A 21,788-nucleotide genomic window follows, 5' to 3' on the forward strand; every position below is an offset into this window, starting at 1 on the left:
GCGCTACAGTCCTGCGACAGGTCACAGCAACGTCAGTAGAGAAGTGCTTCTCCACCCACGCTGAAGCTATGGCCCACGCCGACAAGACTGCGAGGGGCGAGACGTCATGACCACGATTCGACTCACTTTCTGCTGCCAGCATGACCACTGCGACAAGGCGAGCACAGATAGCACCGAATTCAAGACGGTCCACTACGAAGATGGTCCGCTGAAATTCTCCTACCTGCTATGCAACGAGCACGCAAACGCCCTGGTCCAAAGGCATGCGGAAAGTATGGAACGAACCAACCAAGGAGACGCGCGATGATTCCCCGCGGACTGCTGCCCGGTACGCCTATCGCATTCGATGACGTGCAGGAGGACGACGTGATCGACTCGTACAGCCCAGACCGGGAGGAGCGCAGCCGGTTCCACAAGCGCATGAATCAGACCGTCCAGCGGAACGGGGTCTACTCCTGCGACCTCTATACCGACTACGACATGATCTGCCGGCACTTAGGACTCTGGATCCAGCTGCGGCATCGAACCAACCAAGGAGAAACCCAATGAGCAACCTACCCGGCAACCCGCACGCCGAATCATGGAAAGACGAGTCAGACGGACAGTGGGGAATGACGCAAGCGACCCTAGCCCTGGCATACGAGCAGCGCTTGGCCACCTTGGCAACGCTGTTCAATATCCCGGATGACAGCGCGATTCAGGGCGTGGACTACGCCGAAGCTGCCCGACAGCTTTCTGAAGGACTGGGAATGAGGGCAGAGAAGTGAGCTACTACGACGAGGACTATTACCAGGAGCCATCTGAGTTTGACGAGATGGTTGGCGAGTTCAAAGCGAAGCTTGCTGAAGCGGTCAAGGAAGAAACTAAGTCTGAACTGGCGCGGCTCCGTACCGAGAACGAGGAACTGCGCGGCAAGGTTCAGAACCTGACCAAACTGGAACGCGATGCCGTGCAAGCCAAGAACAAGGCTGAGATGGAAGTCGGCATGGCTAAGGAGAACGCACGCCAAGAGTTCCGTAAAGCACGCGCAATGGAAATCTTGGCCGAGCTTACCGAACCGCGCTGGCGACTGCACCATAAGCCGCACCAGCAGCCGAAGTGCGATCAGTGCGACAACAATCGCTACTTCCACTACAAAACCCCGCAGGGGCGTGATGCAAGCGAGCGGTGTGAATGCTTCACCTACACGTACACGTGGGAGGTCGAAGAAGTAGCGGTCAAGGAAGTAGCTAAGCGCAACGGAAGCATGCTGTTTTGGTACATGGCGACCCGCGCATGGGAAGACTCACGCGACTGTGACCGGGGTGAATATTTCAGTTCTGATGTGCTCAAGCCGGCCGACCGGGCATCGGACGAGGAAATTATCGACAACCCCAGTAGCTACGGTTTCACCGACATAGAACGCTGCCAGCGCATAGCCGACAAGCTCAAGGAGGCAGAGAAATGAGTTTAGTAGAGCGTCGAACCAAAGAAACCATCCGTCACGAGTACTTGATCCCCAACGGATCCCCGTGGGCAGAACTTGGCAAAGCTTACGCGATGGCCAAGCGCGAGATGGAAGACGCTGGGAAAGACACTAGCTACGACGATGCCGCATTCATCACCAGCGACGACGAGCACACCATCATCTACTGGGAGGAGACAAAGTGAGTGACTACCAGCTGGGTGACCGTGTGACCATGACCGGCACCGTAAAGAAAGACCACATCGAGCTTCCCGGCGTCGATAGCGGATTCAAAACTACCTATGCAGATGACACCTTGCCACGTTGCTATGACGTGGACGGCGGCATCGACTACACGGAGGGGATCATCGTCGGCAGGCGCTTCCTTCAAGAGGGAGTGACTAAGCGCCTCGACGACTACGGAACCCACGCGTTCAAGCAGTCTGGCACGACTCACCGCGTCTGGATCATCTCGTACGACCTGCGTCGAAAGCCAGTCATGTGCTTTGACCACCAAATCAGCAAGGAGGAAGAGAAATGAGTGCATTCAAGACCAAACCAGCCGGTGAGCTTGTCCCCGGAGACTGGATGATCGTTCGTGGAGTGCCCCGTCAAGTGAAGTACGCGTCCGAGTCACTCACTACGCCCGGATTCATCCTTATCGGCTATGTGCGAGAGGACGGAGGCGTAGTGCATGGGAAAGCATCAGCAACCACGCTCATCGAATACGAGGAGAGGGACAATGACTAGCCAGCCCATACCAAACCCGGACGCCCTCGAAGCTGGTGCGAAAGCCCTGTTCCTGCGTGAACGGAAGTACCACACGCCGACCCTGGAATGCCCTGAACCGCCGAACTGGGAAGACCTCACAGACACCAGTCAGGAGCACTACCGAGACAACGCACGCGCCGTCCTCGCCGCCGCCCAGCCGGTAGTGAACAGCGTAGAAGAACTCGCCGCGCTGCCTATCGGGTCGATTGTTCAGGACTTACTTGAGGGATGGTCGCACCGCAAAGATACTCCCACCACATGGCTAGGGTTTGGGGATGAAAACGGGTTCCTGGCACATGACATCCTCCTCCCCGCCCGTGTCCTGTACCGCCCGGAGGTGAACGATGCCTAGGTTGCGATATGAGTTTCAGAGAGCCAGCGAGTTCGGTAACTGGTCAAAGAATCGGAACACGAACCGAGCGGCAGAACAGCGCATGATGCGGAACCATGGCCGTTGCCGTTACCACGACTTGCTAGACATTCGCGATTACGCCGTCATCCGCAACCAACGCATGAAACCACTACTACGCCAAGGGAGGAAGAACCGTGGCTAAGTACACCGTGCGCCTGATCTACCCATCCGGCACGACCAAGGACGTTCTCCATACCGACAGCAGAGATGAAGCCGAGGGTTACATCAAAGCATCCAAGGAGCTACGGCCACGCGTCCGGCACCAGCTTGGCACCGCACAGCCATCCACTGAGGGCTGGGGGCACGTCTGCCGCCGTTCAGACATGGGGCTATGGGCATGACCATCCAAGAAATCCTGGAAGCGCATGAGACCTATAACGCGTATATCACCGAGGGGTATGGGGTAGGTGTCGATTGCAAGTGCGGCGCGAATGTCCGCCGTGCAGGAATAAAGGTCGTAGAATCCCACCGCGCTCATGTTGCCGAGGTGCTTGAAAAGCAAATGCGGGACCGAGAAGCGGAGGCGTGGGAGCTTGGTGCCGCCACTGCTTGGCAGCGTTCCAGCCCCAAAGTCAACGGTTCGAATTACCACTGGCGCCATGAAGGTGAACCAATCACCCCCTATCGAAACGACGCAAGCAATGAGTGAATACACGCCTAATACAGAGTCCGTTTGCGAACGGTGGATGCATGACCGCTACGAGCTGGATGGGGTGCGAACCATCGAATCACAGGCCGAGTTCAACCGTTGGCTCGAAACGGTCCGAGCCGAAGCGAAATCAGAAGCGCTAGAAGAAGCCGCTAGTGCTTACCCCGTGATGCTCCGCGACATGGTCTCCCGCCCTTCAGTCGCGGCCTGGCTCCGCAATCGCGCCGACAAGTGCAAGGAGGGAAAGTGAGCGCTGCGAGGAAGCTTAGGAGGCTAGTTGCGAAAACCTGCACGATAACCACGCGGGCAAAGATTAGTGACCGATACGAGTACTTCCACGAAATGCGGCATGTGGATTGCCTCCGGCTAACCGACCGCAAAGGGCCCCTTAGTCGGGCACGATTCATACGTGAGCGGCAAGTGCGCCGGCGGCCCAGAATGAAGCCGCTACTCAAAAGGCGGCGACGTGGCTAAACCCAACGGGCACCCGGGAAGGGCAGAAGACAAAGCCAAGCAGCTCGAACGCCGCGTGAACGACCTCATGCGGCAGGCCGTGAAGCTCAACCAGGATATGCAAACGAACCACGGAGACCTGCATCCAGATATCCAGGTGCATGCACAGTCCGCAGCACTGAACCTCATGGCGATCTATTCGCATCTCACCGGGCTGCCGGCCCCGTGGGATGCCCGCGCCGAGGCCATGGGATGGAACCGAGTATGAACCACGCCCACGACTTACCGCCATCGTGGGACGGCGTAGCTGTTGAATGGGGCGGATGGACTGCCCAGCAGATCACGATCTGTCCGCCCCTGCCCGTCGAACACCGTTGCTGCACACGATGCGGGGCAATCACTGACGGAACGACGGGTAGCGCCATGAACTGGGGCCGTCGCCAATACCCGGAACGCCCAATCAGGGATCTCGTGGCCTTCCGCTGCCAGCACTGCCACCAAGACCATGTCTGGGACAAACGAACCGACGAATGGTGGGACTTAGACGAGTCCGACTACACCGGCGCAGGTTCCTATCTTCCGAGCATAAATTCCCACAATCAAGCCCCAACTTTGTTCTAGAAAGAGAAGCATGACGAACTACCTTTTCCTCGACATTGACGGGGTACTCAATGCGGTCGGTGCTCTGCTCGATGATGTGCGCAATCATCAGGCATGGCCAGATTACGAGCTCGTGACAGGTGAGCGCTGGGGTGAGACCGTCTCGCCCCAAATGATCACGGAACTCAACCACATCCTCAACTCGCATGAAGTCCAGCTGGTCTGGCTCACTACCTGGGAACGCGCAGCCCCGGCCTTCGGACACAAGATCGGAATCGATCGTGCGCTGGACGCTCCGTGGCTATCCGTTGAAGACGCACATGGAGAGTGGGGAAAACTAGTGAGCGTCCGCGCATTCCTCACCCAGCACCACAAACGCGGCGACAAAGCAGCCTGGTTCGATGATGACCTGGCCAGCGAACACGACGCCGCCCTATGGGCTGCACGCCAGGGAATATTAGCGATCCCGCCAGCAGCTCGGCACGGCATCACACCAGCCCACCTGCACCAGCTATCAGGGCACTACACCAGGTGACGTCATGGGCAAATGGAGGAAAGGCAAACAATGGGCCGCGAAAGAACTCGCCTTCACCTTCGCGGGAGTCTGCGATGAAACCGGCAAGGTGATCTTCCCAAGCCGTAAAGCTGCCAAGAAAAATCGGGAACATTATCGCGACGACTCGGCAGTATACACATGCGAACACTGCGGCGGAATCCACCTCGGACACGCTCACGGATATGACCGGCAACAACACCGAGAATGGAACCACGCCAATTAGATAATGTCAGCGGAACTATTCTTTCGAATTGTTCCGCTGACATTATCGTTTAACTCATGACCCTCGCTGAGAAACTGACCTGCGCATTCCCAGATACTGAAGACATTCAAATAATTTGTGAGATTCCTGCACAATTTGACTGGATTGCTTTTGGCTCGATGGTGGCAACACTAGTGGCAACATTTGCTGCGTTAGCTTTCGGCGTCAAAGGAATGCATGATGCCCGACAAGCTCAGGTTAAAGAGAAGAACGCCCAACGGTCATTGAGATTGGAAAAGAGCTCGCGGAAAATTCTCACGCTCCTAGATCGGATGATTGAAGAGCACCCCGAAATCGATAGGAGCCTTCATCTTCAGTTGAGTTCAACTTCAGTACGTCTCACACTTGACGCACGGGGCTATTACGTGACACAGATTGCTGCCGTCGTGCACGCCCAGCAACAAAAACTGAGCGAGTCAGCTTTGAAAATCCGTGCTTTTAGAGAAGCAGATTCAGACCGTAAACGCCCAGACGATGAAATCGCTCTTGACGAGCAGTACGTGGACGAAACTTACCTGTACATGTTGAATTCTGCACGTAGTGACTTGGGCGCCCTACTAGACAGCATCGATCTGCCCATTGATCATGAGAGCGCCAAGAGCGTCATAAGGGCCGTAAATTCTGAACCTGAGAGAATCACAACCGCTCAAGAGTACATATCTACCGTAATAGACCGGATGTACAAGGACGGACCAGAGCCGTCCCACACTATAAAGCGCTCGTAGTTCATCCTGTGGGGTATGGCTGAGACAAAGATTGGCAAGGAAACCGGATCCCCGGGCGGGATGGTTGCTGGCGAGAAAAAAGGGCAGTACATCTCCGACTCGATCGAGACGAACGGCGAGCTTGCTTTCCCGAACTCGGTTGCCGTTTATGACCGTGTGCGCACGGACGCGCAGGTCGAGTCCGTCCTCAACGCGCTGAGCCTGCCGATCTTGTCCGCCAACTGGGATCTGAAAACCGAAGGTGTGGAAGCGAACGTTGTGCAGCTCGTGCGCACCGAACTCGGGCTGCCAGAGCCAGGCAAGGCCATGCAGGGCAGGCAGCGCCGGCAAGGCATCTCGTGGTTTGAGCATCTCGAAGAAGTGCTCAACATGCTCTGGGCTGGCTTCATGTGTTTCGAGCAGGTCTATGAAGTAGCGCCGGCACGACCGGACCAGGAAGATATCGGCCTGTCGGAGATCATCCATTTGCGGAAGCTGGCGCCGCGGCACCCGCGGACGATCACAGAGATTCAGGTCGAGGTCGATGGCGGCCTGAAGGGCATCATGCAGACAGGCCTCGACGATAAGCCCAAGTTCATTCCAGCCGAGAACCTCGTCATGTACGTGCACCGCAAGGAAGGCGCGGACTGGACGGGGCGCTCTGTCTTGCGCTCCGCGTACCGCCCGTATTTCCTGAAGGACCTATTTGTGCGCCTGGACGCGCAGGCCGCGGAGCGAGGGAGCATGGGCATCCCATTCGTGACCTATACCGACAATGCCGACCCGGAAGAAGCGAAGAACATCGCAACGAACCTCCGCGCCGGGGAAAACGCGGGAATCTGGGCCAAAGAAGGAACGATCAAAGTCGAGATTCTTGGCGTCAAGGGCACCGTCGTGGACCTCACCCCGAGAATCAATTACCACGACCAGCAGATCGCCAAATCAGCGCTGGCCATGTTCCTGGACCTCGGGCACGATTCCGGCGCCCGCTCATTGGGCGAGACCCACCTGAAGATCTTCATCCGGTACGTGCAACGATTCGCTGACAAGATCGCAGAGACCGTGACGGAGCACATCATCCGCGACCTGGTCGAGCTGAACTTCGAACCGGGCACACCCTACCCGGTATTGACGCCTGGGAACCTTGCTTCAAATGAGGGCATCACCACCGAAGCCCTAGCCCAGCTGGTGACCGCGGGGGTCATCGTGCCAGACGAGGTCTTGGAAGATCACCTTCGCAGCAGCCACGCGCTGCCCAAGGCTGATGCGGCTACCCGCCGTGAGCCTGATGGTGCGAAAACGCCGGATCAGCTGGCCAAGTCGGCAATCCACGACAACAAAGTGATGCAGCTGGTCAATCAGATCACCGCGAACCGTTCCTTCATGGGTCGAAGTGATGGCCATGTGCCAGGCGTGTGATGAACTGACCCTACTTCTGGCCAAGGAGACCCTTGAGTCGGAGCTCATGGGATTGCAGCGGGATGCCGGGATTTTGCCAGCATCGGCGGTGCGCCCGCTCATGGTTCATGAGACCACCGCGCAGGCATGGTTCACGGAGCTGGAAGACGACCTGGACCGGGGAGTCGCCGAAGCTGTGCACGCGGTCGAGAGTGCCCATGTCGAGCTTGCCGCCGTCATATCCGGACGGCTGGTCGTTGGCGGGCAGACTGATATTTCGCCGCAGCAGTTGATTGAGCGGCTGAAGAAGTTGCAAGCTGAAAAGTTGCCAAAGCAGGTCGAGGTGATCATCGATCGAGCTGTCAAGAATCTTGAGCAGGCATTGACGAGGGTCTACCAGTATGCGGCGCTGCGCGTTATTCAAGAGCGCGCACGGCAGACAGGGGACACGGCTGAATACGCCTTGCCGACGATGGGGCCGCGGGCCCGGGATTTGGCTAAACCGGCAGTCGAACGGTCGTGGACGCAGCTGCTCAACAAGACACAGGAGCACCTTGCCGCCCCTGCTCTTGTCCTTCAAAATCAGGTCTCGGCTGAAAGCGTCAAGAAAGCTGTCGAATCCATCAGCGTGGCCGGCATCAGCGACCAGGCACGGCAAGGCGTGCATGCAGCCACCGGCCTGGGCCGCGTCGAAACCGCAATGGATCATGACGTCGACGAAATCTATGCGTCCGAGTTGCTGGATGGGAACACCTGCAGAGCTTGTGCGTCCGTCGACGGAACCAAGTACGAGGACATGGAACAAGCGACCAGCGACTACCCTGCGGGCTACTACCAAGGCTGCGCCGGCGGTGCTCGCTGCCGCGGCAGCCTGCTGTTCCTTTTCACCGGCGGAGACAAGAAGGGCACGCCGAGCATGCCTGACCCTGCCATGCCCTCAGCGATGGACCCGTCATCCTTCCCGGAGCCGACAAAACGAGTCGACCGGAAGATGATGGAGCACATTGCGGGGCTGGACAAGCGCGGACGCGGCGGGCACGTTTTCGGGCACGTGCGCGAAGGAAAAACCGTATTCCCCGCCGACTGGGACATGGCGAAAATCGTAGCGGCCGCCGAGCGGGTGATCACCCATGGTGGCGTGACAAAGGACCTGCGCCGTAGCATCAGGCGCGAACTTGATATCGACGGTGTGAGAGTCGTCGCTCGTGGCATGCTGAACGCCAAGGGCGAGGCGATTTTCCACACGGCCTATCCCGAGTTCGGCCCAGGGGTCTACGGCACCATCAACGGTGTCTATACTCCACTTCCGGATGCAGCCGCACGTCGTGACTACTTGACCGAAGTGTCCGGGCTCGGCGGTAAGGTTTAACTATGAGTTTTGACCCTGATGGCTGGATTCCCCTTAGCCGGGAATTGTTCGAACGGTACGGGCCGTTCGTCAGCGAATCTTGCCTCGCCTCGGCAGAGAGCGCCACCTGGTCCGGTGAACCGCACTGGGGGGCCATTGACGTGCTCGGAAACATCGCAGACAGCACCGACGGGCCGGTCGTGGACACCGAGTTTCTCGATCGGTTCGAAGCCTGGTTCCTGAATGAAGCCGACGCCTCGGATGATGTGGACCAAACTCTAGTGAAGATTATCGGCCAACTAAGGGATCGAGCGGACAAGGCCTCATGATGTCGGCTGAGAGTTTCGAATGCAGGATTCCTTCTACTGACGCGATCAAGGACGCCGTAATAAACTGTTCCGCTCGCCCGACCAACGGTTGGGAGATTGCTGATTTCGTATTGAGCCTCGTCGTGGCCGCCGCGACCGTTTGGGCAGTCCTAGTTGCACTCCGAAGCAACCGTCAGGCTCTAAAGCAGGCAGAGGAAGATCGCGCTTTGAGGATTGCCGCTGAACGCAAGGCGGCATTCGTGGAGGCTTCGGATGATGTCATCCGGGAATTTGCTGAGGCCGCTAGAGTGGGTCATGTTGGAACGCAGCTTGAGCACGAGCGGGCCATGGACGTGGTCAACGCTTTAGCACTGGTCGAGGATCCAGTATCGCCAACGCTCATGGAGCTATATTATGCTCTCGATCTGTTGCGTCGAGGAACATTAGAGAAGTCCTTTACGCACTATCGGCGCGTTCTACTCGTCGAAATGAATGAGGATGACTGGCGAAGCAATGAGAACGAGCGCAAGAAAGTGCTTGGCTTTGTCGCAGACGAAGTGCGACAGGTATTGACGCAGTACCGAAGGTCTGCCAGTGAATCGTACAAGGCGACGATCGTGAAAAACTTCGCTGAATCGTCGCGATGGCGCGTGAGCCAGTACGAGACCAACACGGCTCCGAGAGAGCTGCCCTCCTAGGAATCACGCTCCGCAGTAATCTCAGAAAGCCAATCTAGAACCCGCGCATCCCACACAGGGGGCGCGGGTTTTTCCATGCTCCGGGTATGGCAAAGACAGAGACCCAAAAAACGTACACGACGGTCACGGACGTGCCGATCTTCCGTGTCGGTCAATGGCACCCGGTCCAGGGCGACGGCACGGTCACCATGGAAATGCTGGAGCAGATCCTTGCGGCCGCCAACGACGACCGCCTCGACCCAGGCGTTATCAAGATCGGGCACTTCGATGACCGGTTCGACAACCCAGACTATTTCGAAAAAGACGGAGAGCCCGCCTACGGCCAGGTGACCAACCTTCGCATCACCGACGATGAAGGCGGCACGCTCTACGGGGATTTCATCAATATCCCCGAGGAGCTGGCTACCGTCATGGCCAGCGCCTACCCCTACCGTTCCGTGGAGATCACCCCTGAGGTTTTCCTTCAAGACGCCGAAGGCAACGTCGTAGCGGAATTCCCATTCGTGCTGACTGGTATCGCCCTGCTTGGCTCGGTGCAGCCAGCGGTTTCCGGTCTTGGCGCCGTCCACGAGGCGTTCTCCGGAAAAGGCAAGCGGAAAGTCCTGGTGGGTGTCGTTGACTCTGCCGGACATTTTGCCCTGGCAGGCGGGCACACTTTCGAATCGTTGCGCGGACAGCTGCGCACTGCGTTGGAGACCCGCATCCAGCCAACCGAGTATCTCTGGGTCAATGACCTCGATGACTCGATGGTCATTTACGAGCACGAGACTGCCAATGGAACCCAGTTCATGCGTGAGTCCTTCACGATCAATGCTGATGGAACTGTAGCGCTCTCGGGCCAGCCTGAAGCCGTGGTTCGCCGCACCGTTTTCGAGCCGGTTGCACAAAACGCTTCCATCCCACACTTCAAATCGGGCAGCAAGCAGTCTGTGCGTGTACACAAGCCGGCAGTCATGGCGGCAAAGCATGCAACTCAAAGCAAGGAGGACATCGTGACCCCAGAGCAGATCAAGGCACTGCGCGAACAGGGCCTGATTTCCGCAGAAGTCACCGATGAAGCCGTACTGGCTGCCGTGGCACCAGCACCAGCAGCGGAAGAGGCTGGCGAGTCCGGCAACCAGACCGCGGGCGACGAAACCGCCGGCGCGGAAACGGCAGCGGACGCTGGCGCCGGCGAGCAGCTCGCCGCCAGCAAGGCAGCGCCAGCACCAGCAGCACCAGAAACCGTGCAGATGAGCGCCGCTCAATTCGCGAACATGCAGAAGCGGCTCAGTGCCGCCGAGGCCACGATCCTGGCAGCGCAGAAGGCGGAAACCCAGCGACGCCACGACGAGATCATTGCCGGCGCAAAGCGCGAAGGCCGGATCCATCCTCAGGACGAAGCGAATTACCGTGCGCTGCTGTGCGCCAACGAGGAACAGACCACGACCCTTCTGGCCGGCCTGCAGCCGGTCATCCACACCCGTGAAATCGGAGCCGAATCCGCTGCATTTGCTGTGGGCACCGATGAAGCGGCACTCAAGGCGCAGATGCAGATCGACGCCGAATTCCTGAACGGAGGTAGCAAGTAATGCCTATCGCACGCCCACTCTTCGTAGATCCAGACCACGTCACCGGCAAGGTGACTGGCGCACCCGTTGTTGGCAAGCGCTTTGTGAAGTACGCAGCCGGTTCCACCATGTCCCTGCTGAATGTGGCCACCGCCGGCGCAGGCGACACTCCTGCTGGCGTCGCTGGCCAAGACGGTGCTGTTGGCGAAGTGATCCACCTGATCACCCACTCCCACGTTCCAGTTGTGGCAGCTGTCGATTTGATCGTTGGCGACCTGGTGAAGGTCGCCGCCGAAGGCAAGGCCGACAAGATCGGTGCCGGTGAGCGCCCCGTAGGCATCGTCGCAGTCGCCGCAGCCGCCGGCGCCGACGCAGGCATTTTTCTCTACTAGGAAGGAGGGACATACCCACCATGTACCCAGACCAGCCGATTGACCCGAACTACCTCAAGGGCCTGATCACCAACGTCACCCGCTTGAAGAACCTTTTCAAGCCGAACATCGACGGCAAGACCCTGGCAGACTACGCGCTGGACTCCGGCGACGCCAAGGGCGGCGCAGTCATCTACAACCGCGTGACCGGGCAGCATGAACCGCTGGACGGGCGTTCGGTAGAGGAAGTCGCCTACGGTGCTTCGTTCCCGATCCTCGACTTCGGTGAAGGCGCGGACCTGTTGGAGAAGGTCAAGCAGCGCGGTGCAGCGATCGAAATGACCGATGCTGCGATCCGTCGCAACGAGACCAACACCTTCAAGGAAAAGACTGCTTACCTTGAAGCTGCTTGCCGTCGCAAGAACACCCAGGTCGCCCTCAACGCGATCGTCAACGACCCTGATATCAACGAATTCTCTCCGACCACCCCTTGGGCTGCCGGCGATGACAAGATCGGCGATATCTACACCGGCGTATCGCTGATCAACGACACGTTCGAAGAGCTCGGCTACGTGGCGAACTCGGTGCTGATCAACCCGCTGGACGCGCTAGAGCACTTCCTGCGTGACAAGTCGATCCGCGAGCAGTTCCCACGCGAGTCGAAGGAGCTGAACCCGGTTCTTTCCGGTGACATGGACGGCATTGCCGGCCTGTCCTGGATCAAGAACTCCAAGGTGAAGCGTGGCGAGATGTACATCTTCCAGTCGAAGATCATCGGTTCGCTGCGCGACGAAATGGGCGGCCTGCAGGTCAAGTCCTACGCGGTGGATGAGCGCAACGTGCAGCGCGTCCAGGCGTGGTACGAAAACGTTCCTGTCATCACCAATCCGAAGGCAATCACGAAGCTCGTCTTCGCGTAGGAGGAATCGTGGCAACCGCAAAGGGAAGCACGGCTGGCCGTGCAAAGAGTGCCAACACTGCGCCTGTGGCGTCTACCGAGGTCAAGGACACTGGTGGCGTTGAGGCTGACCTGCTGAAGTTCGTTGACCCGGAAGCTGCCAAGGCCGCCGAGGCGTCCAAGGCAGCTGAAAAGGAACCGGCAGATGCCGTGCCTGCTGGGCCGGAATCTGAGCCTGAAGTTCCGGCTGTTGCTGGGGCTGAGGGCCAGGATGGGGGCAACGCCGCGCCGGAGGCCGAAGCGGAAGCAGAAGCAAGCGCGGAAGCACCCGAGGCAGATGCGACTAGCACCGTAGGCCCGGCAGGACGGGACTACCTTGTGCTGGCCACCGCACTGGCTGCCCCTGATGGCACTCTGCACAGCCGCGGCCAGGTCATTGAGCTCACTGCCGACAAGGCAGAATGGCTGCTTGACCGCGGCATGGTGAAGCCAGCCTAATGGCGAACTTCGAGTGGGGGGTTCGAGCCGAAGATGTCTTGGCTCGGGCCCTCCACGTTACTATCGCCCCGGCCCCCTCGACGGATCCTGTACCGCCGACCGGGGGAGTGTGGAATAAAGAACGCGCGATCGACGCGCAGGTGACCATGGCCGACGTCGAGTCGTTCATCGAGACCGTCGGCGACGATGTCCACGGCCGGCTCGTTCGCCGCCTCTACATCAAGAACGAGGCCGCGCTCACTGCGATCAACGGGGCCGCCAAGGCACTCGTCATCACTGGTGCGGCAGCAACGACCATTTCAGCGACGTTCCCTGCGAAATCGGGAACGAACGACCAATCATCGTATTCGGCAGAGCTATGGGGCCAGTTCAATGCGGGACTCGATGACCTGGCGAGGTTAATTGACCAGGCTATCGATGACCAGCAGAACCCCGACACCGGCGGGCCGACCGAGCCCACCGCGGGGTTAGTCGGATCAATGTTCCGGGAAGCGACCGTCAAAGACATTCAGGTGTGGTGACCCATGGGCTCAGGCCTCGTATTCCATGGTGAAGGCTTCGATGCGTTCGGGATGGTGCTCGATCGTTTCTCACACCGGCTCAGAGACCCTGTGCCGGTGTGGGAGAAGATCGCTGATCGTTTCGTTGACCTTCAGGCCGCCAACTTCGCCAGCCAGGGCAAGACCATGTCTGGCGGATGGTCGGCGCTGTCGGTGAACTACGGCAGTTGGAAAGCCAAGCATTATCCCGGGCGCGGGATTCTGGTGCGTTCTGGCGAATTGCGTGAATCGTTGGCTGAGAAGCTCGGCATCAGGGAAATGAACAAGCAGAGCATGACCGTCGGCACGCAACTGCCACACGCGCGGTTCCACCAGTACGGCACCTCGAACATGCCGGCCCGACCACTGATTGGCAAAGTCCCGGTGCAGGAACAACGCGAGTGGGCAAAGATTCTGCAGCGGCATCTAGTTGAAGGGCTCTAAATGATTGGCCACGAAGTAATCACGGCGACGCTCACTGAAACCTTGAATGAACGGGTGCCGGCGATCATGCAACGCCGGATGGCTGGCGAAGCTCCGGCGCTGTCGGTTGATATTCCGAAGCCTGAGCACATTTACCCGCATCCTATTCCGACGCAGTCCATCGAGGGGTACCCGTACCTTGCCGTGGAGGAGATGAACACCGGGCCGCGGTTCACGACCCAGAAAGTCGGCGGCACCGGCGCCGTAGAGGTCTTCGAAACCAGATACGTCTTCCGTGTCTGGTGCCTCGTGCGCGGCTCGGACTACAGCAGCACTTCCTACCGGCAGAAGTACCTGGCCACCTGCTTGCGAGCAGCGTTGCTGACGCGCCGGTGCTTCCTGGATGTTGGCGAAGAGCAGATCAAGCTCGACCCCCAAACATTCGTCGAGTCCTTCAGCGATGTGGCCAACGACGAGGAGAACAGCAAGTTCATTGCCGGGCACTATGCCGAATTCGAGTTGCTCGTCACCGAGACCACGGAGTTCCCGGGTGCCAACCCTGAACTGCCGGCAAACATCAAGTTGCGGCTGGGGCTCATGTACCAGAACAGCGCAGAACCGATCCCTCCCACACTCACCGACGTCGACATTGCAGGGTGATGCCATGAGCGAATTGACCCGCATCCACAATCCGCAGGCCGAGCCGGTGATCTACACCCAGGACGGCAAGCAGCTGGACGGATTCACCTCCGTCACCACTGACATCACGGACCCGATCACTGCCGCGCTGCTCGAATGCGGCCGGCTGATCATCCCCAAGGCGCCGACCGGCCCACCGAGCTTCCCTAAGCCAAAGGCTGCGAAGACTACCACTAAGGAGGAAACCGCCAATGAGTAAGATCGGCGTTGAAGCATCCACGACCATCCGTTCCGGTCCCATCAATCCGGGGCCGGTATCCGGACGATTCCAGATTCCAGCGATCACCAGCTCCGGTCCTGCAGACCGGGCGGTCCTGATCCGTTCCATCGCAGAATACGAGTCGACCTTCGGCCCGCGCGCGGCGTTCTCCGCCAACGGATACGACACCGCCCGAATGTTCTTCGAAGAAGGCGGATCTGAGCTGATCGTTTCGCGTGTTGTCGGCCCTGCGGCAACCTACGACAAGCTGACCTTGATGGACAGCATGGCAGCAGAGACGTTGCTGGTCGAAGCACGCAACCCGGGCTCGCACACCACTCCAATCAAGGCCGCGGTCGCCACCACTGGTGCACAGTGCACGATCACCATTTCCCAGGGCGACGAAACTCTCGCCGTGCTGAACGGTGGGTCGCCTGCCGACCTGGTGGCTGCAGCGTCGAAGTCGCCGGTGGTGCGGATTTCCGATCTGGGTTCGGCCACCGTGGCTCCGGGAAACCTTCCGGTGACCGCGGCTGCGACTGAACTTATCGGAGGTGCGGACGACCGCTCTTCGATCACCGTTCCGCATGTTATCGGCGCGCTGGCCCGCGCGGGTGAACTCGGTGAAGGCGGCGCCGTAGCGGCACCGGGCTACCCTGCCAGCGTCATTGGGACCGCGCTCGTCGATTATGCGAAGTCCAACGGGCGTATCGCCCTGCTGGCTCCGGCAGTGACTGACACCGCTGATGCGGTGATCGCTGCCGCGCCTGACCTTCTCGGCGGAGCAGGGGATCACGCCGGATTGTTCTTCCCGCATCTGACGATTCCCGACGGCTCAGCAACTCGCGTGATCAGCCCTGAAGGCTACGTCGCTGCGATGCGCACCCGCGCTCACCAGTCCGTTGGCTACTGGCGCAAGCCATTCGGCGACATTGCCCAGACACGCTGGGTCGTGGGCACCGTCGTACCCGTCAACACCGAGCTGAACAACCGACTCTCCGACGCTCAGGTCAATGGCATCGTCACGACCGGCACGAAGGTCCGCCTGTACAACTGGGTCTCGCTGTCGAACAACAGCGAAATGCGCGCACTATCGGCCCGCGACGTCCTGAACAACCTTTCGCGTGACGTCAAGAACGTCCTGGAACCATTCGTCGGTGAAACTGTCGACGATAACGGTCACCTGACCGCGCAGCTCGGTGCAGAAGTCGAAGGCCTATTGTCGCCGATCGCTGACGCCGGTGGATTCTTCGGACTGAGCCGGGAAACCGGCGACGGCGAGCAGGAAGAAATCGATCCTGGCTACCAGATCACTGTCGACAGCACGAATAACCCGTTGTCTTCGCTGGAGCAGAACGTACTCAACGTGACGGTTCTCGTTCGCCTGTCGCCGACTGCGGACTTGATCCGCGTCGAAATCATCAAGGTTCCGCTGCAGAGCGCCTTCTAAATCAAGAAAGGAATAGCTAAGAAATGACTAACTCCACACAGAACCAGTTCCTCACGACTGCCGGCGGAATCCCGCGTACCTGGGAAACGATGACCGGCGGCCAGGTCTCCGGTGAGCAGGTGAAATACCGCAATGGTGGCTCCATCAAGGAAGAAGTCGTGGGTACGCCTCCTACCTGGTCTGACATTGTTCTGACTCGCGGTTTCGACATCGCTGATTTGGAGATGTTGCGGAAGCTCGCCAAGAACTGCAACAAGACCCGCCACACGATCACCAAGCAGCCTCTGGACGCAAACATGATCCGCAAGGGCAAGCCGCTGGTCTACCCATACTGCTTGCTCAAGGGCGTGGATTTCCCCGATACGAACTCCAACTCCACTTCGGATCGAGGAATGGTCACTTTGACCTTCGCGACCAACGGCCTCGCCTGACGTTCGCAAGCTTCATCCCACATCGGCACCCTCACCACGCACATGGTGAGGGTGTCTTATTTTCACCCACGACATTAGGGGCCACCTTGGGTAGCAACAACTACGACATCGACGAAGAATTTCCGCTCCACGCGTCTGCCGGAGCCAGCTCCGAGCGTATCGATCGCCGGCAGGCCGAAGAGTCCGGCAACGGCGACTATGACTTGCTCGGCGAGTTCCTCGAAGCGGCGAAGGACGAAACCACCAAGACCGTTCGTTTCCCCGTCCCTGGTCGCAAGGGCGATTGGATCCTAGAGATCGATGTCGTCATCTCCGAGTCCGAATTGAAGCGCTACAACGAGAACGCTCTGATCGGAAAGGCCCGACAGGGCAAGCCACGCAAGATCAGCCAGGCGAACATGTTCGCTCAGATGATCGCCGAGAAGAATGTCGGCATTTACAAGGGTGATGGCGCGGATCCTGCCCAGGTGATGGATTCAGACGATGAGCCGTTGGTGCTGGTTAGCGAGCAGTTCCTGGAAAGCGTTGGCGAGCCGAACGACGTGCGCGCCGCTGTCCGCAAGTTCCTGGGCGACGCAGGCGTCGGTGCTTTGGGCGCAGCCATCCTGCTCGAAGCTGGCTGGTCGGAGGATCTGACTCCGCTGGACCCTACCGAGCGCTAGTCACTTTTCTGCGCAGTAATGACAGGTTCAAGTACTACACGAACCTAGCCGAGATCCTCTCCATTGATCCGGCAGTCATTCTCACAGAAAAAGACTGGCGGGTAAACGCCACCCGTGAAGCCGCTGCGCTCATTATGCACGACCAGCGGCGGCAAGCAGCTGAACAGAACAACACCTGACGATAGGGGGTAGACGCCCGTGAACCAAGGCTCCAAGATCACACTGACGGCAGAGCTGAAGGACCAGGCGTCTGCCCCTCTCGACAACCTCAAGAAGAAGGCCGTAGGAGCTTCGGAGGAAGTCGCTGCGGCAAACAAGCGGCAGGCAGCGAGCGCCGATGCATCCTCGGCAGTGTACGAGAAGGCCATGGCCCGCGCCGCCGGATCCACCGAAGTTCTTGAAAAGGCTCTTGGGCGAGCTGGCGCCAAGCAGTCGGACGCTCTGCACAAGTTTGACCAGGCATCCCAAGGGGTGACCATTGCAGAGCGTCGCCTCGAAGAGGTCCGCAAGCGAACCGAAGCAGGTTCAACCGCCCGGCTGACAGCGGAGAAGAGCCTTACCGACGCCCGGTACCGGCAAGAAAAAGCACTAAATGCTGTTGCTGCCGCTACCGGTGAGCTGGAAGATGCCCAGGCATCCCTTCTGGCGCAAAACGGCGAACTGGAAAGCATGCCGGAACCTCGGGAACGGATGTCGCGCCAGGAAGTAGGCCAGACTCTCGGCCCAGCGGTCACAGCTGTTGGCGGGGCAATGACGCTTGGATTCGGCAAGGCGCTGACAACCTATGCCGATTTCGACAAGGCCATGTCCCAGGTGAAGGCATTCACCCAGGAATCCGATGAGAACATGGCACTGCTGCGCGACTCAGCCATTAAGTACGGTGCCGACACCGCCTACTCGGCCGCCGAGGCCGCCGGTGCGATCAACGAGCTGGGCAAGGCGGGCGTCTCCACCCAGGACATTCTTGCTGGCGGATTGAAAGGCGCGCTGTCACTCGCTGCCGCCGGTGAGCTGGACGTTTCCAAAGCTGCCGAAATCGCCGCCGCTACGTTGGTGCAGTTCAAACTTTCGGGCGATCAGATCCCTCACCTGGCCGACCTCCTGGCTGCTGGCGCCGGCAAGGCCCAAGGGTCGGTTGAGGACTTGGGTACGGCTTTGAATCAGGCAGGCTTGGTAGCTTCCGCGACCGGACTAAACGTTGAGGAAACCACGGGAACGCTTGCCGCGTTTGCTTCCAATGGACTGCTTGGCTCCGACGCTGGCACGAGCTTCAAGACCATGCTCCAGCGGCTCACCCCGCAGTCGAAAGAAGCTGCTCAGGAAATGGAACGCCTCAAGATCAGCGCCTACGATGCCAACGGCGAGTTCATTGGCATGTCCAACTTTGCAGGCGTCCTTCGTGACGGGATGAAGGACCTCACCGACGAACAGCGCATGGCATCGATGGGAATCATCTTTGGTTCCGACGCGGTCCGTGCTGCGAATGTTCTGTATGAGCAGGGCGCCGATGGCATCGCCGACTGGACCGACAAGGTCAGTGACGCTGGATATGCTGCGAAGACCGCAGCAGACCTGCAAGATAACCTATCCGGCGACCTGGAAAAACTGGGTGGCTCCATCGACACCGTATTCCTCCAGTCAGGGTCCGGAATGAACGACATTCTGCGCGGCATGGTTCAAGGGCTAGAGGACGTTGTCGACTGGCTCGGAACGCTAGACCCCGAGGTGCTATCTACCATCGGAGTTCTGGGCGGCTTCACCGGTGCGGGCTTGTTGGCCGCCGGCGCATTCATCATGATCGTTCCCAAGATCCGCGACACCATGCATGCGCTCCAGGACTTCAACGCGCATGGCGGTAAAAGCGCGGGCGTCATTAACGGCATCGCGAAGGCTGCTGGCAAGCTTGCTGTTCTCGCTGCCGCGGGGCAGGCTCTGAAGGGGCTGACCAGCAACGAGGAAATTACGTCGGCTGAAGAGTACCGTAACGCGATCGTAGGTGTGACAACAGCCGGAGAAAACGCGAAATCATCCGACCTCGACAGCCTGTTCCAAAAATGGGACCTCGGCGCTGGTGCGGAAGGTGACGCCGAATCCGTGAATTCCCTGTCCGAGTCCATCAAAACACTATCGTCCCCAACCATGGGCAACCGGTTCCAGAACTTCATCAACCCCGTTACCAAGCTACTGGGGTTCACGGACGACGAAATCACTCAGGTTGAAGGCAAATTCAAGGACCTCGACTCCGCCATGGGCGATCTCGTCAGTAATGGTGGAGCGGAGTCCGCTGCTGATTCTTTCCGGCTGATCACCCAGGAGTTTGAAGCCAACGGGAAGAGTGCGCAGGATGCGCTGGACTATTTGCCTGGATATAAAGAGGCGCTGCTGCAACAAGCCAATGCAGCGAATGTGAGTCTGTCTGAGCAGGAGCTGCTGAACTGGGCGATGACGGGCATGGAACCGGCCGCGATTACTGCGGCAAGAGCCACCGAAGCCGCAGCCGAAGGTATGGATACCAGCGCTAAGGCAGCGGGAGGCATGTCCATCAGCGTGGAAGAAGCGACTGAATATCTGGCTGACTTCGGTGTCACCCTTGAAGGCGTTGTCAGCGACATGGAGAAGTACTTGGAGTTCCTGTTTGCGACGGGTCTCGCCGTCATGTCTTCCCGTGATGCCCAGGCGGGCTACCAGGACGCATTGCGCGCGGTCGGCGAAACCGTCGATGAGCTCATTGAGAAGAATGGCAATCTGTCGGGTGTTCTGAACAAGAACAAGACCGACTTTGACTTGACTACGGAAGCCGGCGCAACGGCCAATGCGGCATTCCAGGACCTAGCACGCGGCGGCATGGATCAAGTCAAGGCAATGGCGAATGAAGGGCTCGGGCAGGACGAACTCCAAGGCAAACTCACCGGCACCTACAACGACCTGATTGAAGCCGCGGACGCATTCGGCATTACCGGCCAAGCAGGTATCGATTTGACGCGCAAGATCATGGGAATACCGGACGGAGTCAAGATCGATTCGTGGATGTCCTCCGAAGCGAAACGAGTCGCGGAAGAAACGAAGGGCGTCGTTGACCAGCTCGACGGTTCGACTGCCCACGTGTGGGTCACGACGCACAAGCATTCCATTTACTCCGAGACACATCAAGCTGCCACGTACACGGGCTCGGACGGCATGCTCCGCAATGCTCCTGGCCGTGGCGGCCAAACCGTGAACTCCGGCGGTGGCGTCTACATGGACCTGCCAGCAGCAGCGGGCGGCGCGATCGTGCCCGGGTACGCTCCGGGCGTTGATTCCGAGATCATGCGGGTGTCGCCAGGCGAGGCGTTGTTGGTGCCAGAACTGGTGCGGGAAATTGGGCCATCGAACATTATGGCGCTGAACCACATCTATTCTGGCGGGCGGCCCGCCGGCGGCGGCCCAGCGCGCGCCTCCATGTCCACGGTAATGGAGCGGCTCTCACCGTTCACAGGGCAGCGGGCCGCGGCTGGTGGGGCAGTGCTGACAGCGCCACGAATTCCGGACACGGTGCCGGTCGAATGGGTGCGGGAGCAGCAGGCGCGGCAGGAAACTCCGACACTGGCGTCAGTGCCCGTCGAACCGTCCCGCAGCCCTGCGCCGTCGATCAAGCTCGACAGCGGGGCAGTCCAGGTCAACATTGACGGTTCAGGAATGTCACCGGCACAGATTCAGGCCATTGTCGAAGCAGCTGTCACGGAAGCCCTCGCGAAGAAGCAGCAGGAAATGGAGCAGTCCTACTAATGGTAAAAATTCGCATCGCCTACCTGCCCCAGGTCAAAGCCGAGCGCCGCATGACAGTGATCGGTTCCAAGGGATCGAAAGTCTCCATGTACTCCATGCCAGCGGAGTTCGATTTCGAGCATGTCCCTGAATACGGCGAGGTCGACCGAGAGGGGAAAACGACAATCACACGCCAGCTCAATCCTGGCTTGCGCGAATTGAGCTTCAAGCACACGGTGGCGAACTTGTCGTTCGAGCGAAACGTGCAGGGCCCGATTTGGGCATTGCAGAAGCTGGTCCGGTCTGGCCAGAAAGTCCGATTCGTTGGAGGATCGAGTTTCTTCTCCAACGGAGTCTGGTACCACGTCACTGGCTTCAAGATCGAGGCGCAGCAGCTTTCTGGCCATAACCAGATCAGCCGTGCCGTGCTGCATTGGACGCTTCGCCAGGCCGTTGATTCGCCGGCACTGGTGCGGAAGCGGCAGGCCAAGAAGAAGCCGCAGCGGCGCAAGTCATCCAAGAAGAAGCCTAAGAAGTCGGTTCGCCGCACATACAAAGTGAAACGCGGCGATTCCTACTACAAGATTGCCCAGAAATATTTGGGCACTGGCCGCCGGTGGCCGGAGATCTGGAAATTGAACAAGAAACGCGGGAAAAAATACCGCAACCCGAACTGGCTCATGCCGGGCTGGGTGCTGCACCTGCCGAAGAAGTAAAGGAG

30 protein-coding genes are annotated in these 21,788 nt (G+C 59.1%); all 30 read left to right on the top strand.

Annotated elements, in window-relative coordinates:
- The first annotated feature begins 303 nt into the window (after nucleotides 1–303).
- The 30 genes from ACT7DV_RS13740 to ACT7DV_RS13885 all read left to right on the top strand — a co-directional run bounded on the left by ACT7DV_RS13740 (nucleotide 304) and on the right by ACT7DV_RS13885 (nucleotide 21,783).
- On the top strand, nucleotides 304–549 hold the full coding sequence (locus ACT7DV_RS13740; RefSeq protein WP_444663352.1) for a hypothetical protein: 246 nt from the start codon (nucleotides 304–306) through the stop codon (nucleotides 547–549).
- Nucleotides 546–767 (top strand): hypothetical protein, encoded by a 222-nt coding sequence (locus tag ACT7DV_RS13745; protein ID WP_444663354.1) that lies wholly within the window; start codon nucleotides 546–548, stop codon nucleotides 765–767. The genes ACT7DV_RS13740 and ACT7DV_RS13745 overlap by 4 nt, the downstream gene beginning before the upstream one ends.
- Complete coding sequence (locus tag ACT7DV_RS13750; RefSeq protein ID WP_444663356.1) at nucleotides 764–1,447, top strand: hypothetical protein; 684 nt, start codon at nucleotides 764–766, stop codon at nucleotides 1,445–1,447. The genes ACT7DV_RS13745 and ACT7DV_RS13750 overlap by 4 nt, the downstream gene beginning before the upstream one ends.
- Nucleotides 1,444–1,650: a hypothetical protein gene (locus tag ACT7DV_RS13755; RefSeq protein ID WP_444663360.1), complete on the top strand. Its 207-nt coding sequence runs from the start codon at nucleotides 1,444–1,446 to the stop codon at nucleotides 1,648–1,650. Before ACT7DV_RS13750 ends, ACT7DV_RS13755 begins: the two co-directional genes overlap by 4 nt.
- Complete coding sequence (locus ACT7DV_RS13760; protein WP_444663362.1) at nucleotides 1,647–1,985, top strand: hypothetical protein; 339 nt, start codon at nucleotides 1,647–1,649, stop codon at nucleotides 1,983–1,985. The genes ACT7DV_RS13755 and ACT7DV_RS13760 overlap by 4 nt, the downstream gene beginning before the upstream one ends.
- Nucleotides 1,982–2,194, top strand: a complete 213-nt coding sequence (locus tag ACT7DV_RS13765; protein ID WP_444663363.1) for a hypothetical protein — start codon at nucleotides 1,982–1,984, stop codon at nucleotides 2,192–2,194. Before ACT7DV_RS13760 ends, ACT7DV_RS13765 begins: the two co-directional genes overlap by 4 nt.
- The gene (locus tag ACT7DV_RS13770; RefSeq protein WP_444663365.1) at nucleotides 2,187–2,567 is read left to right on the top strand and encodes a hypothetical protein; all 381 of its coding nucleotides are present in this window, start codon (nucleotides 2,187–2,189) and stop codon (nucleotides 2,565–2,567) included. Before ACT7DV_RS13765 ends, ACT7DV_RS13770 begins: the two co-directional genes overlap by 8 nt.
- A gap of 194 nt (nucleotides 2,568–2,761) precedes the next feature.
- Nucleotides 2,762–2,968, top strand: a complete 207-nt coding sequence (locus ACT7DV_RS13775; protein WP_444663366.1) for a hypothetical protein — start codon at nucleotides 2,762–2,764, stop codon at nucleotides 2,966–2,968.
- Nucleotides 2,959–3,276, top strand: a complete 318-nt coding sequence (locus ACT7DV_RS13780) for a hypothetical protein (protein WP_444663368.1) — start codon at nucleotides 2,959–2,961, stop codon at nucleotides 3,274–3,276. The genes ACT7DV_RS13775 and ACT7DV_RS13780 overlap by 10 nt, the downstream gene beginning before the upstream one ends.
- On the top strand, nucleotides 3,269–3,526 hold the full coding sequence (locus tag ACT7DV_RS13785) for a hypothetical protein (protein WP_444663370.1): 258 nt from the start codon (nucleotides 3,269–3,271) through the stop codon (nucleotides 3,524–3,526). Before ACT7DV_RS13780 ends, ACT7DV_RS13785 begins: the two co-directional genes overlap by 8 nt.
- A gap of 216 nt (nucleotides 3,527–3,742) precedes the next feature.
- Nucleotides 3,743–3,997, top strand: coding sequence for a hypothetical protein (locus ACT7DV_RS13790; protein ID WP_444663372.1), 255 nt, complete (start codon nucleotides 3,743–3,745; stop codon nucleotides 3,995–3,997).
- 363 nt (nucleotides 3,998–4,360) lie between these two features.
- A complete protein-coding gene (locus ACT7DV_RS13795; RefSeq protein ID WP_444663374.1) occupies nucleotides 4,361–4,864 on the top strand; it encodes an HAD domain-containing protein in 504 nt (167 codons plus the stop codon).
- A gap of 300 nt (nucleotides 4,865–5,164) precedes the next feature.
- Entirely contained in the window at nucleotides 5,165–5,872 is a 708-nt protein-coding gene (locus tag ACT7DV_RS13800; protein WP_444663376.1) for a hypothetical protein, read from the top strand.
- A gap of 15 nt (nucleotides 5,873–5,887) precedes the next feature.
- The gene (locus ACT7DV_RS13805; RefSeq protein WP_444663378.1) at nucleotides 5,888–7,270 is read left to right on the top strand and encodes a phage portal protein family protein; all 1,383 of its coding nucleotides are present in this window, start codon (nucleotides 5,888–5,890) and stop codon (nucleotides 7,268–7,270) included.
- Nucleotides 7,254–8,618 carry a hypothetical protein gene (locus ACT7DV_RS13810; protein WP_444663380.1) on the top strand — a complete coding sequence of 455 codons (1,365 nt, stop codon included), beginning with the start codon at nucleotides 7,254–7,256 and terminating at the stop codon, nucleotides 8,616–8,618. Before ACT7DV_RS13805 ends, ACT7DV_RS13810 begins: the two co-directional genes overlap by 17 nt.
- 2 nt (nucleotides 8,619–8,620) lie before the next feature.
- On the top strand, nucleotides 8,621–8,926 hold the full coding sequence (locus ACT7DV_RS13815) for a hypothetical protein (RefSeq protein ID WP_444663382.1): 306 nt from the start codon (nucleotides 8,621–8,623) through the stop codon (nucleotides 8,924–8,926).
- Nucleotides 8,923–9,603, top strand: coding sequence for a hypothetical protein (locus ACT7DV_RS13820; RefSeq protein WP_444663384.1), 681 nt, complete (start codon nucleotides 8,923–8,925; stop codon nucleotides 9,601–9,603). Before ACT7DV_RS13815 ends, ACT7DV_RS13820 begins: the two co-directional genes overlap by 4 nt.
- A gap of 86 nt (nucleotides 9,604–9,689) precedes the next feature.
- The gene (locus ACT7DV_RS13825; RefSeq protein WP_444663385.1) at nucleotides 9,690–11,174 is read left to right on the top strand and encodes a hypothetical protein; all 1,485 of its coding nucleotides are present in this window, start codon (nucleotides 9,690–9,692) and stop codon (nucleotides 11,172–11,174) included.
- A complete protein-coding gene (locus tag ACT7DV_RS13830; protein WP_444663387.1) occupies nucleotides 11,174–11,545 on the top strand; it encodes a hypothetical protein in 372 nt (123 codons plus the stop codon). Before ACT7DV_RS13825 ends, ACT7DV_RS13830 begins: the two co-directional genes overlap by 1 nt.
- A gap of 20 nt (nucleotides 11,546–11,565) precedes the next feature.
- Nucleotides 11,566–12,444, top strand: coding sequence for a hypothetical protein (locus ACT7DV_RS13835; RefSeq protein WP_444663389.1), 879 nt, complete (start codon nucleotides 11,566–11,568; stop codon nucleotides 12,442–12,444).
- 8 nt (nucleotides 12,445–12,452) lie between these two features.
- Complete coding sequence (locus tag ACT7DV_RS13840) at nucleotides 12,453–12,920, top strand: hypothetical protein (protein WP_444663391.1); 468 nt, start codon at nucleotides 12,453–12,455, stop codon at nucleotides 12,918–12,920.
- Nucleotides 12,921–12,958: 38 nt separating this feature from the next.
- On the top strand, nucleotides 12,959–13,441 hold the full coding sequence (locus tag ACT7DV_RS13845) for a hypothetical protein (protein ID WP_444663393.1): 483 nt from the start codon (nucleotides 12,959–12,961) through the stop codon (nucleotides 13,439–13,441).
- A gap of 3 nt (nucleotides 13,442–13,444) precedes the next feature.
- On the top strand, nucleotides 13,445–13,903 hold the full coding sequence (locus ACT7DV_RS13850; protein ID WP_444663395.1) for a phage virion morphogenesis protein: 459 nt from the start codon (nucleotides 13,445–13,447) through the stop codon (nucleotides 13,901–13,903).
- Nucleotides 13,904–14,542 carry a hypothetical protein gene (locus tag ACT7DV_RS13855; RefSeq protein ID WP_444663397.1) on the top strand — a complete coding sequence of 213 codons (639 nt, stop codon included), beginning with the start codon at nucleotides 13,904–13,906 and terminating at the stop codon, nucleotides 14,540–14,542.
- Nucleotides 14,543–14,546: 4 nt separating this feature from the next.
- Nucleotides 14,547–14,780 (top strand): hypothetical protein, encoded by a 234-nt coding sequence (locus ACT7DV_RS13860; protein WP_444663399.1) that lies wholly within the window; start codon nucleotides 14,547–14,549, stop codon nucleotides 14,778–14,780.
- Nucleotides 14,773–16,230: a hypothetical protein gene (locus tag ACT7DV_RS13865; RefSeq protein WP_444663401.1), complete on the top strand. Its 1,458-nt coding sequence runs from the start codon at nucleotides 14,773–14,775 to the stop codon at nucleotides 16,228–16,230. The genes ACT7DV_RS13860 and ACT7DV_RS13865 overlap by 8 nt, the downstream gene beginning before the upstream one ends.
- A gap of 23 nt (nucleotides 16,231–16,253) precedes the next feature.
- Nucleotides 16,254–16,661, top strand: a complete 408-nt coding sequence (locus ACT7DV_RS13870) for a hypothetical protein (protein WP_444663403.1) — start codon at nucleotides 16,254–16,256, stop codon at nucleotides 16,659–16,661.
- Between the two features lie 86 nt (nucleotides 16,662–16,747).
- Nucleotides 16,748–17,323 carry a hypothetical protein gene (locus tag ACT7DV_RS13875; protein ID WP_444663405.1) on the top strand — a complete coding sequence of 192 codons (576 nt, stop codon included), beginning with the start codon at nucleotides 16,748–16,750 and terminating at the stop codon, nucleotides 17,321–17,323.
- 198 nt (nucleotides 17,324–17,521) lie between these two features.
- The gene (locus tag ACT7DV_RS13880) at nucleotides 17,522–21,088 is read left to right on the top strand and encodes a phage tail tape measure protein (RefSeq protein WP_444663407.1); all 3,567 of its coding nucleotides are present in this window, start codon (nucleotides 17,522–17,524) and stop codon (nucleotides 21,086–21,088) included.
- A complete protein-coding gene (locus ACT7DV_RS13885) occupies nucleotides 21,088–21,783 on the top strand; it encodes a LysM peptidoglycan-binding domain-containing protein (RefSeq protein ID WP_444663409.1) in 696 nt (231 codons plus the stop codon). Before ACT7DV_RS13880 ends, ACT7DV_RS13885 begins: the two co-directional genes overlap by 1 nt.
- The last annotated feature ends 5 nt before the right edge of the window (nucleotides 21,784–21,788 follow it).

The sequence above is a fragment of the Glutamicibacter sp. TV12E genome (assembly GCF_052441935.1).
Classification (GTDB): domain Bacteria; phylum Actinomycetota; class Actinomycetes; order Actinomycetales; family Micrococcaceae; genus Glutamicibacter.